The organism is Niabella hirudinis (genome assembly GCF_051201075.1).
Taxonomy (GTDB): Bacteria; Bacteroidota; Bacteroidia; order Chitinophagales; family Chitinophagaceae; genus Niabella; species Niabella hirudinis.
The window spans coordinates 153,019-167,272 of record NZ_JBPEHJ010000009.1; the positions used below are offsets into that span (position 1 = coordinate 153,019).

A 14,254-nucleotide genomic window follows, 5' to 3' on the forward strand; every position below is an offset into this window, starting at 1 on the left:
CGGCGGTCGGTTTAGTTTGTTTTAATAATCATTTTTGATACAGTGCCGTTGTTATCAGGAAAGCATCCCTGTAATATCAACATGATGAAATGAAAGCACGTAAGGTAAAACTGGTTTTTGTAGGGGGCTTTTTAGGAGCCGGTAAAACAACACTATTACAGGCTGTTTGCGGATTGCTTGCGGCCCGGGGCAAATCTGTTGGCCTCATCACCAACGATCAGGCGGAGGGATTGGTGGATACACTACTGCTCACAAAAAGCAATCGCGTTACCAGGGAACTAAGCGGCAGCTGTTTTTGCTGCAATTATCACGGATTTACAGAGACGGTTAATGAACTGATCCGGCAGGGTGCCGGGCTGGATGTCATCATTGCGGAGCCGGTAGGCAGCTGCACTGATATTTCTGCAACCATCCTGCAACCTTTAAAAGAGCAGATGCAGGCGGTGGTAGAGATGGCGCCTTTTTCCGTGCTTGCAGATCCGGCGAAGCTGGAGCAGATCCTTGATGGCGGTGATGCCGGCATGCATCCGTCCGCTGCCTATATTTACCGGAAGCAGCTGGAAGAAAGCGATCTGATCGGGATCACAAAAACCGATACGATCAGTGCCGGACGGTTGGCCCTATTAGCGGAAAAGGCAAAACTGGTATTTCCCGGGCGGGAATTGCAATGCATCAGTGCCCGTACGGGGGCCGGGTTGGAGGCCTGGCTGGATGATATAATGACAAGCACGGTTTCGGGGAGCCGGCTGACGGCCGTGGACTATGCCATCTATGCCGAAGGTGAGGCCCTGCTGGGCTGGCTCAATGCTGCCGTGTTGCTGCAGGGCACAGCGGTGGATTGGGATGCGTTTCTTGAAAATTATTTTTGCCGGCTTAACGGTTTACTGGGTGCACAGGCACGGGTGGGGCATATAAAGATCATGATCGAAAGTAAGAACAATCAATACCGGGTGGGCAACCAGACCGGCCCCGCCGGTACATTGCAGTTTAGGGGAGCTGCGGGGGCCGGCAATATTGCTCAAATGACGATTAATGTGCGGATAGAAGCAGACGCCCGGGTATTGGAGCGGCAGGTGTTTGAAGCGCTGGCAAACACCATTGATGACGGAATGTTTTATGAAATCCGTCAATGCCGGTCGCTAAGCCCCGGTTACCCGAAACCTCAATACCGGTATGATTATGTAGTTGCCTGATGTCCGGCACCGCAAATAAAAACGAATGGCATGAACCATACAAAAGGAAGAAGGTCTTTTATTAAAAAGGTAGGATTGGGCAGCCTGGCAGCAGTTGCATCCGGGGTTACCGGAGCCGTGGCTGCAAACGATGGTAGTGATCTGCCGGATATACCGGCTAAAAACGAATGGCCCGCGGCTGAAAGAGCATTTAATGGTGTTTACAAAGGAGAATACCTCAACCGGGTAGCCTTTCCCATTGGCGGGCTTGGCGCCGGTATGTTTTGCCTGGAGGGAACGGGCGCCATCTCGCACATGTCGATCAATAACCGCCCCGAAGTGTTTTTTGAACCCAATGTGTTTGCAGCTGTATGTGTAAAGGGGGCACAGCCGGTGGCAAGAGTATTGGAAGGGCCGGTACCGGAATGGAAGATCTTTGGCCAGCGGGGTACAGGCAATGGCGCTGGCGGTACCAGCTACGGCTTACCGCGTTTTGAAGAAGCCACCTTCCTGGCCCGTTTTCCTTTTGGCATTATTGAATTAAAAGACAAAGCAATGCCCCTGGAGGTGGAGGTTACGGGTTGGAGCCCGTTTATACCGGGCGATGAAGATAACTCCGGCTTGCCGGTGGGGGCGCTGGAATACCGGTTTGTAAACCGCACGGCAAAAATGCAGGAGGCCGTTTTTTCTTATAATGCAAAAAACTTTGTGGCGCGGGGCGAGCGGGCACGCATTCGCAAAATGGAACAGGGGTTTATCCTTTCACAGGAGCCGGGCAAAGACAAACCGTTTACAAAAACGGACTTTGCAATTTATACAACAGCGGATCAGCAGCCGGTTACCGACTATTGCTGGTTCAGGGGCGGTTGGTTTGACCCCGTAACAATGATCTGGAATACCATTGAAGCCGGGGCCACAAAAGACAATCCGCCGGTAGACTGGGATGCGCCCGGGGCTTCCTTATTTGTTCCGTTTACATTGGCGCCCGGGGGCCGGCGAACGATCCGGATCATGATGGCCTGGTATGTTCCGGAGGCAGACCTGCGCATACAGGATAAAGGTCCGGATGGAAAGGAACAATGCCATAGTGATGCCTGCTGCATTACGCCGCTGGAATCGGGACTGCAAGCCTATACAAAATTTACCGGTGAAAAATACCAGCCCTGGTATGCCTCCCGGTTTAAAAATATTGAAGCCGTAGCGGCCTATTGGCGCGCGCAATACGATACGCTGAAAAAGAAGTCGGCCTTGTTTAAGGATGCTTTTTACAGCAGCACGCTGCCGGCAGAGGTAATAGAAGCAGTGGCAGCCAATCTGACCATATTAAAGTCGCCTACCGTGCTGCGCCAGTATGATGGCCGCATGTGGGCCTGGGAGGGCTGCAGCGATGAGGCCGGGTGCTGTCATGGTACCTGTACCCATGTGTGGAACTATGCACAGGCTATTTGCCACCTGTTTCCAGGGCTGGAGATCGGCCTGCGGAATACCGAGTACTGCGAAGACCAAAGCGCTGCCGGGCATCAAACCTTTAGAGCCAATATGCCCATCAGCCCTGTAAAGCACGATTTTCATGCAGCGGCAGACGGACAGCTGGGCGGCATCATGAAAGTATACCGGGAATGGCGCATCAGCGGAAATCACAGTTGGCTGAAAAAAATATATCCCCTTACAAAACGCAGCCTCGATTATTGCATCGAAACCTGGGATCCAACGCATAAAGGCGTGCTGGAAGAGCCACATCATAACACCTATGATATTGAGTTTTGGGGACCCGATGCCATGTGTACCAGTTTTTACCTGGGAGCCCTGCAATCCATTATTACTATGGGAAGCTTTTTAAAGGAGGATATTGGTATTTACAGATCGTTGCAGGAAAAAGGAAAGGCCTTCCTGGAAAACCAGCTCTACAACGGGGAATACTTTTTCCAAAAAATACAATGGGAAGGACTGAAGGCTCAGAATCCTGCCGAAGCACAATCCTTTGGCGGCGCTTATTCCAGGGAGGCAGTTGCCATCCTGAAAAAAGAAGGACCCAAATACCAGTATGGCAGCGGTTGTTTGTCGGACGGTGTCCTGGGGAGCTGGATGGCGGCGGTTTGCGGACTGGAAGATCCGGTAGACCCAAAAAAAATAACCAGTCACCTGCTTTCCGTGCACCGCTATAATTTAAAAAAAAGTCTTAAAGGGCATGTGAACCCGCAGCGCCCGGCCTATGCACTGGGCAATGAGGGCGGCTTATTGCTGTGCACATGGCCGAGAGGTGGCAAATTGTCATTGCCGTTTGTATACAGCAACGAAGTGTGGACGGGTATCGAATACCAGGTGGCTGCGCATTTAATGATGATGGGAAAAGTGGCAGAAGGGCTGGATATTGTTAGAGCCTGTCGCAACCGGTACAACGGACGTGTTCGCAATCCGTTTAACGAGTATGAATGCGGGCATTGGTACGCCCGGGCCATGTCGAGCTACGGCATGCTGCAGGGGCTTACCGGCTTGCGGTATGATGCGGTAGATAAAATATTGCATGTGCATTCAAAGATTGGCGACTTTACCTGTTTTCTTTCAACTGCTACGGGGTTTGGAACCGTGGTGTATAAAAACCGGAAAGCGCAGGTACGGACTGTATCCGGTACCATTGATATAAAAGAGATCCGGTACGCCCTATGAAAGTTCGTCTTTATTTGCAATGCCTGAATTTTGTTTTGTTATTGCCGGTGTTCATCGATGCACCGGGGGGCAGAGAACCGGAGCTTGTCATACTTCCTTTAACGGGGGATATTATTCCGGTTAATGTAAAAAGGACGGCTGGGTGTATATGCTGGGGACGCCTGCCGGGCGGCATGGGGCCATCTATCTGCTGCGGGTGAAAGAAGCGGAGTTTGCTTTCCTGCAACAGTTTGAGTACTGGAATGAAGTCCGGGGCTGGGTTAGCGGCGATGAGGCCGGGGCCACGCCGGTGATCAAAGCCCCGGCAGGAGAAATGTCGGTGATCTATAATGAACATTTTCAGCGCTGGATCATTGCGTACCTGGATGTAAGCCACAAGGCGCTGGTACTACGCGATTCAAAGGCCATAGAACAGGGATGGAGCGCTCCCAAAATACTTGTTCGTTCTGCGGATTATCCCGGCCTGTATGGCTCCTTTATCTATCCTTTGCAAAACGGAACGGAGCTTTATTTTCTGATGTCTGTATGGAAAGACTATAACGTGTTTTTGATGAAGGCAGATCTGAAGCTGTCTGATGGTTCAGGAAGGATACCGGGGCTGTATGCCGGGTAAGCAGCTGTTCTGTTGCAAGGCCGGGACCGGCATGAGATGCCTGCAGACCCCTATGTTATAAACAAAATGACCGGCTCCTGTTTTGAACCGGTCATTTTGCGGATGTTGTGTCGCACATGAATGCGGGTGGATCATCGGTTTCCTTTGTCAATCCCGATCGCCATCGCATGTGCATCAAGTTAGGAAACTCAATCCAGGCGCTGCAGGCGCCACGTGTTTATAGTATTCATGACCAACGATGCAGCGCATCGGCTCCGTCAGTGCCTGTCCCGCCTCTGCGCCTACGCGTCAGGTTAGCATGAAACTGTGTACCCGCCGCATAGCGGCAGATGAATATTGTAAGAGCGGGTTTTAACCCGTCTCGCCATCCGGACGAAGGGTTGAGAGCCGTCAGCCCGAAACATCTGCCGTGCCTATGGCACTCACATCTGCCTTTTGGCTGCTAACATCGCGATGAAGCACGACGTTCCAACATCTATCCGGGGCTATGCCCCTCAAAGCCTTTAATAGCGCAGATTTGCTTGTATGCTTACATCCCCTTAGCTTGACGCATACGCGATGGCTACCCGGATTGACGACATGCGGGGCACCGGAATGCCAGGTATTTTTTTTGTCGTGGTGAGCTTTCTGAACCACGGCATTTTTGCTTAAAACGATTTATTGACCACATCCCACCAGAGCCGGGTGGCGCCATTGCTGGGACCGCCAAGTGTGGCAACCGCGGCTTCTGCTGCGGCCTTGTTGGTAGTAAATTCTACTTGGGGAATGGGAATGCTGCGTATGCCCGGTACGGTTGGGATGGCGCCGGCACTTTTATTAACCACCACCGGAAAGAGGATGGGGTATCCGGTCCTGCGGTACTCGGCCCATGCTTCTTCGCCGTCCGGGAACAGGGCGATCCATTTCTGGGTAATGATCCGTTCCAGCTTGCGGTTATTATTGTCGGCATCGCTCCATTTGATGGTAATCGTGCTCAGGTTTGGAGAGCCCGTCAGTACATCGTTCTCGCCTGCGGTCTTGGCCTTTGGATCAATATAGGGTTTAGGTTTGCTTGCCGCATCGTTTTTATACGCGCCGGCTTCGGCTGTAAGCCCATACATGGCAAAGGAACGGTCGATGCCGGTTTCATAATTTGCTTTGGCATCTCCTGCATTGGTCCAGCCCCTCAGTGCGGCTTCTGCTTTTAAGAACCAGGATTCTGCTGCCACCATCAGCTGCATCTTATTAACGGAGAAGAACACCAGTTTGGAATAGGAATCGTATCTCGATTTTTCGTCAATATTAATACCGCTCCGGATCCCTTTATATTGTCCGGCAACGGCGGGGTCGGTGGCTTTCTGGAAGTATTTTGATATCCGGGGATCATTGTATCCGCCCAGGATCGATTCCATCGGTGCGCCCATACGCGTATCGCTCCAGTCGTTCACGATCACGTTGAGCGGGTGCGATACGCTTAGCCCTACGGAGCAGTTCTGGCTGTTCTCACTTAACAGGCCGCCATTTGCGGGGTCCAGCGCCGCCTCGCCCTGGGTTTTGGCCATTGCATTATCAATAAGGGCTGCACGCAGGGCCAGCCGCAGCCGCAGCGTGTTGGCATATTTCAGCCAGTTTTCATAATTGTTGGCCGTATAAGCCAGGTCGGCATTCTTCATCTGGGGCGAGATGGTGGCCGGCAGCGCTTTTAAGATGCTGATGGCAGTATCCAGGTCTTTAAATAACAGGGGATAGGCATCCTTCTGCGCATCGTAGCTGATCGTTCCGTCATCATTGGGGGTATTATAGTGGCTGTAAATAATGGGGCCTATTTTATCGCTGACGCGCGACATGGCCGATACCCTTACAATTCTTGCCAGGGCTTCCAGGTCCTTAAGGACCGGATCTGCTTTTGCTGCAGCAATGACCTTGTAGGTCGGGTTCATCACATTGATGTAACGAGATGTCCAGATAGAAGCGTTCCACCCGTCTACCAGGCTATAGGTAAGGTTGTTGGAGTTGGATACAAAGGGCGCTTCTGCTGCCATATAACCGGAATAGGAGTCGCTGGTCAGGTTCTCCGACAGCTGGTAAGTGCCTACATCCTCCGGAATGATGAAGCGTTGGGCCTGTTGTAAAAACGCAGACAACAGGGTGTAGTCGGCATCGGCCTGTTCTGTTGTAAGCCCGATGGGGTTGGAGTTCAGATCCTTGAAATCCTTGGTGCACCCGGTCATCAGCAATACGGCGACCGTTGATGAACAAAAGGTCCTGAAGAGATATTTGAATGGTTTCATATTTTAATTTTTTCTGCATTAATTAATTGAATCGAAGCGTGTACCCGCGCGGCTTAAAAGCTCAGGTTCAGGTTAAGACCATAACTGCGGGTGGCAGGCGGCCCAAAACTGTCCAGGCCCTGTCCGCCATCGGTTCCTGTTGCCGTGGTCGAGCTCAGTTCCGGATCAAACGGTGCTTTATTGGTAATAAAGAACAGGTTGCGGCCTACCAGGCTAACGCTGGCGTTTTTAATAAAATTGGATCTTACGGGTATATGATAGGCCAGGGAAAGCTGCCGGAGCCGGATATTGGTGGCATCATATACTTCACCCTCAATGATCCCATCGCGGTTGCCAACGCCCTGGTAATATTTCTGGGCGGGCACATTGGTTACCGCTTTTCCATCCTGGTCTACCGCGTCTACCGTTACACCGGTCTCCCGCTGATCGGCGCTTAGTTTGCTTACGCCAAAGGAGTTCAGGTATCCCTGTGTAATACTGATCACCTGTCCGCCAAACCGGCCGTCAACCGTAAAATCCAGGGAAAGTTTGCCAAGGTTGAAACTGTTGTTCCAGCCCACCAGCACTTTGGGATTGGAGCTGCCGATGTATCCGTCTTTCGATCCAAGCGGGGTTCCGTCTTTGTCTACAACGATCTTTCCGGCGGCATCCCTCAGGAAGGTCTTACCCCAGAAATCACCAAAGGACCCACCTACACGAAGCACATTGAAGTTGCCGATGGGATAGGCATTGGTCAACCGGGGATGCAGGGCCAGCACGGTGTTGCGATTGGAGGTATAGTTAACGCCGGTGCTCCAGCTGAAGGAAGGATGTTTGATAACATTGTAGTTCAGCGACAGTTCGATCCCCTTGTTTTCCACATTACCGGCATTGAGGTAAACCGTAGTGTTCAGCAAGCCCAGGGGCCCCTGAAAGGTAAAGAACTGGTTCTTTGTATTGGTCTTGTAAAGGGCTAGGTCTACGGTTAACCGGTTGTCGAGGAACCGGCCCTCGTAACCCAGCTCCCAGCTGTTGCTGATCTCGGGTTTCAGCGGAATGTCATTATATACACCCGCGCTGTTGGCTACAATGTTCCCGCTGGCCATAGTGGCTTCGGGTATCTGGGATACAAACACCCCTACACCGTTACCCACCTGGGCATAGGAGAGGCGCAGCTTGCTGTAATTGTTGCGTAGCTGCAGTATATCGGACAGGATGGTGGCAATACCGGCGGAGTAATAGAAGAATCCGTTTTTCTCATTGGGGGTGCTGGCTAGGGTAGAGGACCAGTCGTTCCGGCCGGTGAGGTCCAGGAACAGGTATTTTTTAAAGCCCAGGTTGGCAGATGCAAACAGCGATTGGGTCTGGTTGCGCTGGTATACTTCGGTTAATGCATTTACCGGGTCCTTCCGCGAAAGATTGGCCAGTGAGAATCCGTTGGCCACCCTCAGTTGCCGGGCATCCAGGTTCCATCCATAACTGTTCAGATCGGAGATGGCCGTACCAACGGTGAAATTTAATGCCAGGTCATCGTTCAGGTCCTTGTTACCGATGAGCAACAGATCGCCGTACTTATTGGTAGAGGCCACTTCTTCGCGGATGTACCGGCCATTGTCTACCGGTGTGCCGCCGGTTGTTTGCCCGGAGAGTACCCCCTGCGTTCCTGCAGAAACCTTCCGCTCAAATTTATTCCATACCCGGTTCAATGTACCGCGGGTGCTGATGCTGAGCCAGTCGTTTATATCATATTTCAGACTTACCGCACCGATGAGGCTATGCCGGGTTTGATCTGTTGGGATCTTGTTCAGGATCCAGTAGGGGTTTTGCGAATGGTGGGTGCCGCCCAGGCCCGCATCTGCATTTACGTTGAACCAGTTTTGCAGCAGCAGGTTGCGGGTGGGGGAAAGGTACTCGTATTCGTTTCTGAATTTATCAAAATCCAGCCCGCGCGGGAACATGTATAAGCCACTGAGCGGGTTAAAGTAAAGACCGGATGCCGGCCGGTTGTGCACATCCTGGAAGGCATACATCAGACTTCCGTCAAATAAAAGTTTGTCATTGAAAAGCTTGGCGGAGTTGCGGAAGCTGAGGGTATGCTGTTTGAAGGTATTGGTGGGCATGATCCCTTTGTTAGCCGTATTGGCGTAGGAAAAGTAATTTCTCGATTTATCCGTACCGCCGCTTATGGCAATGCTGTTGATAAACGTGGTTCCCAGGTTAAAGAAATCTTTTACATGATCCTTATAAGAACCCGGTTTGCCCCAGCTATCCTCCGCATCGCCTTTTTCGGAAGTGGATTGTCCGTATGTATACTGGAGCTTGGGGAGGTAAAAGGCCTGGTCGATGTTTGCCGTACTGGAAAAATCGATCCGGGTAGCGCCGGCAGCTCCTTTTTTAGTGGTGATCATAATGGCGCCATTGGCTCCCTGGCTGCCATACAGGGCCGAGGCGGAAGCACCTTTCAGTACATTGATGCTCTGTATATCATCGGGGTTAATGCTGCTGAGGATATCCCCGCGGTCTGTATTACCGCCAAAGGGTCCGGTGGAGCCGCTTCCGGCGGAATTCACCACCGGTAATCCATCGATCACATAGAGCGGCTGGTTGTTCCGGTTGGATTTTAATCCCCGCAATACGATGCTTACAGATCCTCCGATGCCGGAAGAACTTCTGTTGATCTGCAACCCCGCAACTTTACCGGTGAGGTTGTTCATGGGGTTTACATCCTTGGCTTTTACAAGGTCCGACCCGCTGATCGTTTGCGTGGAGTACGTAAGTGATCGCTCGGCCCGTTTAATGCCCAGCGCGGTTACCACTACGGTTGTAAGCTCCGCATCGGATGTTTGCAGGGAAATGTTCAGTTCTTCCCCATCGCGGGCAACAGCTTCCCGGGTGGCATAACCTACGTAGGAAAATACCAGGACCTCGCCGGGCGCGGCTGCGATGCGGTAATCGCCGTTGGCGTCGGTGACGACCGCCTTGTTCGATTTCCGGGAGGAAATGGTTACCCCGGGCAATGGTGCTCCGTCCGCCCCGGTAACACGGCCATGTACCGATTTTCCCTGCGCATGCACGGTGAGGGTGCTTAGCAGGAACAGGCAAAATGCAATGAATTGTTTTGCTTTCATTTGTTGATAGTTTTGCTTTAGGTGAATAATAAAAATGTGTATAGGTGATAGAGGATATATACGATTGACCGGTACAGGATTTGATGCGTCCCGTATGGTGTAACCGAACACAATATGACCCTGTCGTCCACGTAGGGTGGTCGTTTACGTTGATCAGCGATCAGAATTGAGCCTTCCTGCTTTTACGTATGTAACAGGCAATACCGGACATCGTGATACTGTTGTTACAGCATACGCTGGTTTATTCGCCGGGAAGGAGGCAACGCGCAACGGATCGTTTTCTTCTCATGTATAATGGATCTCTTGCATTGTTGAACAATAAAATTTCATGCCAAGGGCCTGAATGTAAGAAGGCCGGTCAGCTTTTTTTTAAAACATGCAGGGCACAGGCGCCCAGCAGGAGACGAAGTCCGTTGAAAGGTTTTGTTTTCATGTATAATAGAGGTTCTGTTTGCAAGAAAGGAAGGCGGTATCAGGAGGCCGGTTCTCTGAGCTCGTCCGGGGTTTTGGCAGGCAGGCTGTTGACCACCAGTACCGCTGCGCCCATGGAATAGGCCTTGTACCGGAGCGTTGAGCTGTTCAGTTCCACACCTTCGGTTTGGGCCTTAGCCGGTTTAATAATGCTTTTCTCCCGCCAGTGGAATCTGCATGGCCCTCAGCAATCACCACATCATCCTGTTTCAATTCGGCAAGAGCCCGGGCCACAAGGGGAATGCTTTTATCAATCGAGGAACTCAGGTTGCTGCAGGTAAGCGCCCTTTCATAGTATAATTTCTCAAATGTATTATGCTTCAACTTACTATAGAAGGCGATCCTGCGCAAGTAAACCATATTGTTAAAACGAATATAACAATATACCCCGTAACTTATAAAATAAATTCAAAAGGTTTGATCATTGACCCGCTCTCCATTTTAAAATGGAATGCATTAGTTGTGCTATCTCTTTTACTAACAATTAGCTACATTTGTAGACTGAATTGATGTTATTTTATGACGGAAGAAAATAAAAAGAGCCTGAATTTTTTGGAGGAAATTGTGGAAGCAGACCTGGCTGCCGGAAAATATAAAACCATTATGACCCGGTTTCCGCCGGAGCCCAACGGTTACCTGCATATTGGCCATGCCAGCAGCATTTGTCTCAATTTTGGGTTAAGCCTGAAATATGGAGGCGGAACCAACCTCCGGTTTGATGATACCAACCCGGTAACCGAGGAAACGGAATATGTAGAGGGCATTAAAAAAGATATCCGGTGGCTCGGTTTCGAGTGGGCAAATGAGTTCTATGCCTCAGATTATTTTGAACAATTGTACGACTATGCCGTAGCGCTTATAAAAAAGGGGCTGGCTTATGTGGATGACAGTTCCAGCGAGGAAATTGCAGAACAAAAAGGTACCCCCACCCAGCCCGGACGGAGAAACCAGTATGCGGAACGAACAGTAGAGGAGAACCTTCGCTTATTTGAAGAAATGCGCAGGGGCCAATACCGGGATGGGGAAAAAGTGCTGCGTGCAAAAATAGATATGGGCTCGCCCAATATGATCATGCGCGACCCCATTTTATACCGTATCAAGCATGCGCACCATCACCGTACGGGCGATCAATGGCCCATCTATCCCATGTATGATTTTGCCCATGGACAAAGCGATTCCCTGGAGCATATTACCCATTCCATCTGCACGATGGAGTTTGTGCCGCACCGCGAGGCCTACGACTGGCTGATCGAAAAACTGGAGATCTATCCCTCGCACCAATATGAATTTGCCCGCCGCAACCTGAGCCATACGATCACCAGCAAACGGAAATTATTGCAACTGGTGAATGAAAAATATGTATCAGGCTGGGACGATCCCCGTATGCCCACCATTGCCGGCCTTCGGAGGAGGGGGTACACGCCTGAAAGCATCCGGGATTACTGCGATCGTATCGGGGTAGGAAAAAGAGACAACATGATTGACGCCGGGGTACTGGAATTTTGTGCCCGAGAGCACCTCAATAAAATCGCTTTGCGCCGTATGGTGGTATTTGATCCGTTAAAGGTGGTCATTACCAATTATAACGGAGCCGGCGAAACACTACATGCTGAAAATAACCCCGAAGATCCTGACGGTGGTACCCGCGTCATCAGCTTTAGCAATGAGCTGTATATTGAGCGGGAGGATTTTATGGAAGATGCGCCTAAAAAATATTTCCGCCTGGCGCCCGGTAAACAGGTGCGTCTGAAAAGTGCCTATATTATCCAGTGTGATGAAGTGGTGAAGGATGCCGGAGGCAATATCGTTCAATTGAATTGCTCCTATTTCAATAATAGTAAGAGTGGGGAAGATACCTCGGGTATCCATGTAAAAGGAACGCTCCATTGGATAAATGCGAAGGATTGTTTTCCCATCCGGGTAAATGAATATGACCGGCTTTTTACCGTGGAGGATCCGGCAAATGTGGAAGGTGTATTTACGGACTATATCAATAAGGACTCATTAACAATTGTTGACAATGCACTGGCCGAGCCGGCGCTGAAAGCAGCAAAGCCCGATGAGCGTTTCCAGTTTTTGAGGAAGGGTTATTTTACACTGGATGCCGGCAGCACCCCCGGACAAATGGTCTTTAACCGTACCGTTACATTGAAAGACAGCTGGGCCAGGGCGGGGAAGTAGGTTGGCACCGGAGGGCAGTTTCAGGTTTAAAGTTCAAGGTTTGATGTTTGACCCGTCTTAATACTTGATGATCAATACTGAAAGCTTTTATACAATACTGATATTTATTTCAGACCGGCTAAATCTTTGCGCCGTTGCTCCGTTGCGTGGTTGCTAGAAATGTATAGGTCTGTTTTATTAATGTACTATTAAATTTGTCCGTGTTGCTGGCAGTTCAGGAAAATTTGCCTAACTTACTTTAGTAAACTATATTCTAAACTCCTTAAACGTTGATTATGGAATTAAATGAATTTTTGTTGAATGAAGACGAGTTACAGGTAACGCGTGCTACAGAAAATGAATATGAGGAAATGGATGGTGATGGGGCGGATGGGGACGGCAGCGATGGCGATGGATCCGATGCCTCCGACGGTGATGGGGGAGCAGATGGTGACGGCGGCAGCGATGGTGATGGCGGCGATGCGGATGGATCCGATAATGCCTGATAAAAGTGAATGGTATTAAAAAGCTGCGGCACAACAAATGCTGCAGCTTTTTTTATTATTTTGTGCAGTATAAAAATGGATTGAATCTATGACCGCTTTTTTTGATAAGATCATTGCACCCTGCTCCATCGAAGCTTTTTTTAATACCTATCATGAAAAGAAGATCCTGCATATCCGGCGGGACGATCCCGCTTATTATAATACGGTGCTGACCACCGCCGAAATATCCGCTTTTCTCGACCGGCAGGATGTGTTTTATCCATCGCTGCGTATTGTTAAAAACGGGCAGGAAGTGCCTTCTGCGGCGTATACGCTAAAGGGCGTGCCCATCGGGCATCATAAGCGGGATGGGATCATTCACACGGAGAAAGTCTTTGCATTGTTTAACGAGGGCGCCACACTGGTGATACAGGCAGGGCAGCGTTATTTTGATCATTTGTCTGCCTGCTGCATGGAGTTGTCCCGGAAATTTAATGCACCGGTTCAGGCCAATTTATATATTACACCCAACAGGTCGCAGGGGTTTAATCCCCATTGGGATACTCATGATGTATTTGTGCTTCAGGTTTCGGGAACAAAAACCTGGAACCTTTACGGGTTTGAAAAAGAACTGCCCACCAAAAACCAGGGATTTGTGAGTAAAGGGTACCATAAGGAGCCGGAACAGACCCTGCAATTGCAACCGGGCGATTTTTTATATCTGCCCAGAGGCTACGTGCATGATGCCGTGGCGGATGATGGTATTTCTGCACATATTACCATGGGAATCCTGTCCTTTACCTGGATCCGGTATTTTTCGGAGTTGCTAACGCAGCTCGAAAATGAAAAGGCTTTCCGGGAAGCGGTTCCTTTCTGGAGCAATGACCTGGATAGGGTTATCCGCGAAAAAACAGAGCTGCTTAAGGAAACCATCGGGCGGCTGGCCCATACTGATGCCTTGCAGCAGCTCAATGATCAGTATCAGAAAGCACAGCCGCAGCAGGCGCGGGGGTATTTCGATAGCCTCCTGCAGTTAAAAGAACTTGGAGCCGGCACGGTACTGCAGGTAAACCGTAATGTGTTTTATGAGCGGGGAAACGCGGGCGACAAGTGTTTTATAAAATGTTTTGGCAAAACAATTTCATTCGCCGGTTCCTTAAAGCCGGTGATTGATCATATATTTGATACAGAAAAATTTACGGTGGCGGCACTGCCCGGCGAACAGCCGGAAGCCGGTAAAATAGCGGCTGTGGTACAGCTGATCCGGGAAGGAGTGGTGTACATTGATCATTCAGAAACAATATAAACG

The 14,254-nt window shown here is 50.3% G+C and carries 8 protein-coding genes and 1 pseudogene; 6 read left to right on the forward strand and 3 right to left on the reverse strand.

Annotation, left to right across the window (positions count from 1 at the left end):
* Positions 1–89 precede the first annotated feature (89 nt).
* From GGU45_RS16750 to GGU45_RS16760, 3 genes and pseudogenes are all read left to right on the forward strand, one after another.
* Complete coding sequence (locus GGU45_RS16750) at positions 90–1,193, forward strand: GTP-binding protein (protein ID WP_435226669.1); 1,104 nt, start codon at positions 90–92, stop codon at positions 1,191–1,193.
* Between the two features lie 30 nt (positions 1,194–1,223).
* The gene (locus tag GGU45_RS16755; RefSeq protein ID WP_435226670.1) at positions 1,224–3,839 is read left to right on the forward strand and encodes a GH116 family glycosyl hydrolase; all 2,616 of its coding nucleotides are present in this window, start codon (positions 1,224–1,226) and stop codon (positions 3,837–3,839) included.
* A gap of 139 nt (positions 3,840–3,978) precedes the next feature.
* A pseudogene (locus GGU45_RS16760) lies at positions 3,979–4,452 on the forward strand (DUF4185 domain-containing protein); the annotation flags it as partial.
* 647 nt (positions 4,453–5,099) lie between these two features.
* On the opposite strand, the gene GGU45_RS16765 reads toward GGU45_RS16760, so the two are convergent.
* The 3 genes from GGU45_RS16765 to GGU45_RS16775 form a co-directional block, all read right to left on the reverse strand.
* Positions 5,100–6,722, reverse strand: a complete 1,623-nt coding sequence (locus tag GGU45_RS16765; RefSeq protein ID WP_435226672.1) for a SusD/RagB family nutrient-binding outer membrane lipoprotein — start codon at positions 6,720–6,722, stop codon at positions 5,100–5,102.
* Between the two features lie 53 nt (positions 6,723–6,775).
* The gene (locus tag GGU45_RS16770; RefSeq protein WP_435226673.1) at positions 6,776–9,829 is read right to left on the reverse strand and encodes a SusC/RagA family TonB-linked outer membrane protein; all 3,054 of its coding nucleotides are present in this window, start codon (positions 9,827–9,829) and stop codon (positions 6,776–6,778) included.
* Between the two features lie 579 nt (positions 9,830–10,408).
* Positions 10,409–10,660, reverse strand: a complete 252-nt coding sequence (locus GGU45_RS16775; protein WP_435226675.1) for a hypothetical protein — start codon at positions 10,658–10,660, stop codon at positions 10,409–10,411.
* A gap of 159 nt (positions 10,661–10,819) precedes the next feature.
* On the opposite strand from GGU45_RS16775, the gene GGU45_RS16780 reads away from it, so the two are divergent.
* The 3 genes from GGU45_RS16780 to GGU45_RS16790 all read left to right on the forward strand — a co-directional run bounded on the left by GGU45_RS16780 (position 10,820) and on the right by GGU45_RS16790 (position 14,251).
* Positions 10,820–12,481 (forward strand): glutamine--tRNA ligase/YqeY domain fusion protein, encoded by a 1,662-nt coding sequence (locus tag GGU45_RS16780; RefSeq protein ID WP_435226677.1) that lies wholly within the window; start codon positions 10,820–10,822, stop codon positions 12,479–12,481.
* Between the two features lie 275 nt (positions 12,482–12,756).
* Positions 12,757–12,966 carry a hypothetical protein gene (locus GGU45_RS16785; protein WP_435226679.1) on the forward strand — a complete coding sequence of 70 codons (210 nt, stop codon included), beginning with the start codon at positions 12,757–12,759 and terminating at the stop codon, positions 12,964–12,966.
* Positions 12,967–13,054: 88 nt separating this feature from the next.
* Positions 13,055–14,251 (forward strand): cupin domain-containing protein, encoded by a 1,197-nt coding sequence (locus GGU45_RS16790; protein ID WP_435226681.1) that lies wholly within the window; start codon positions 13,055–13,057, stop codon positions 14,249–14,251.
* Positions 14,252–14,254 lie beyond the last annotated feature (3 nt).

Coding starts and splice junctions, on each gene's coding strand:
- GGU45_RS16770 (WP_435226673.1), bottom strand. CDS start 9,829: ATGAAAGCAAAACAATTCATTGCATTTTGCCTGTTCCTGCTAAGCACC.
- GGU45_RS16775 (WP_435226675.1), bottom strand. CDS start 10,660: ATGGTTTACTTGCGCAGGATCGCCTTCTATAGTAAGTTGAAGCATAAT.
- GGU45_RS16785 (WP_435226679.1), top strand. CDS start 12,757: ATGGAATTAAATGAATTTTTGTTGAATGAAGACGAGTTACAGGTAACG.
- GGU45_RS16755 (WP_435226670.1), top strand. CDS start 1,224: ATGAACCATACAAAAGGAAGAAGGTCTTTTATTAAAAAGGTAGGATTG.
- GGU45_RS16750 (WP_435226669.1), top strand. CDS start 90: ATGAAAGCACGTAAGGTAAAACTGGTTTTTGTAGGGGGCTTTTTAGGA.
- GGU45_RS16790 (WP_435226681.1), top strand. CDS start 13,055: ATGACCGCTTTTTTTGATAAGATCATTGCACCCTGCTCCATCGAAGCT.
- GGU45_RS16765 (WP_435226672.1), bottom strand. CDS start 6,722: ATGAAACCATTCAAATATCTCTTCAGGACCTTTTGTTCATCAACGGTC.
- GGU45_RS16780 (WP_435226677.1), top strand. CDS start 10,820: ATGACGGAAGAAAATAAAAAGAGCCTGAATTTTTTGGAGGAAATTGTG.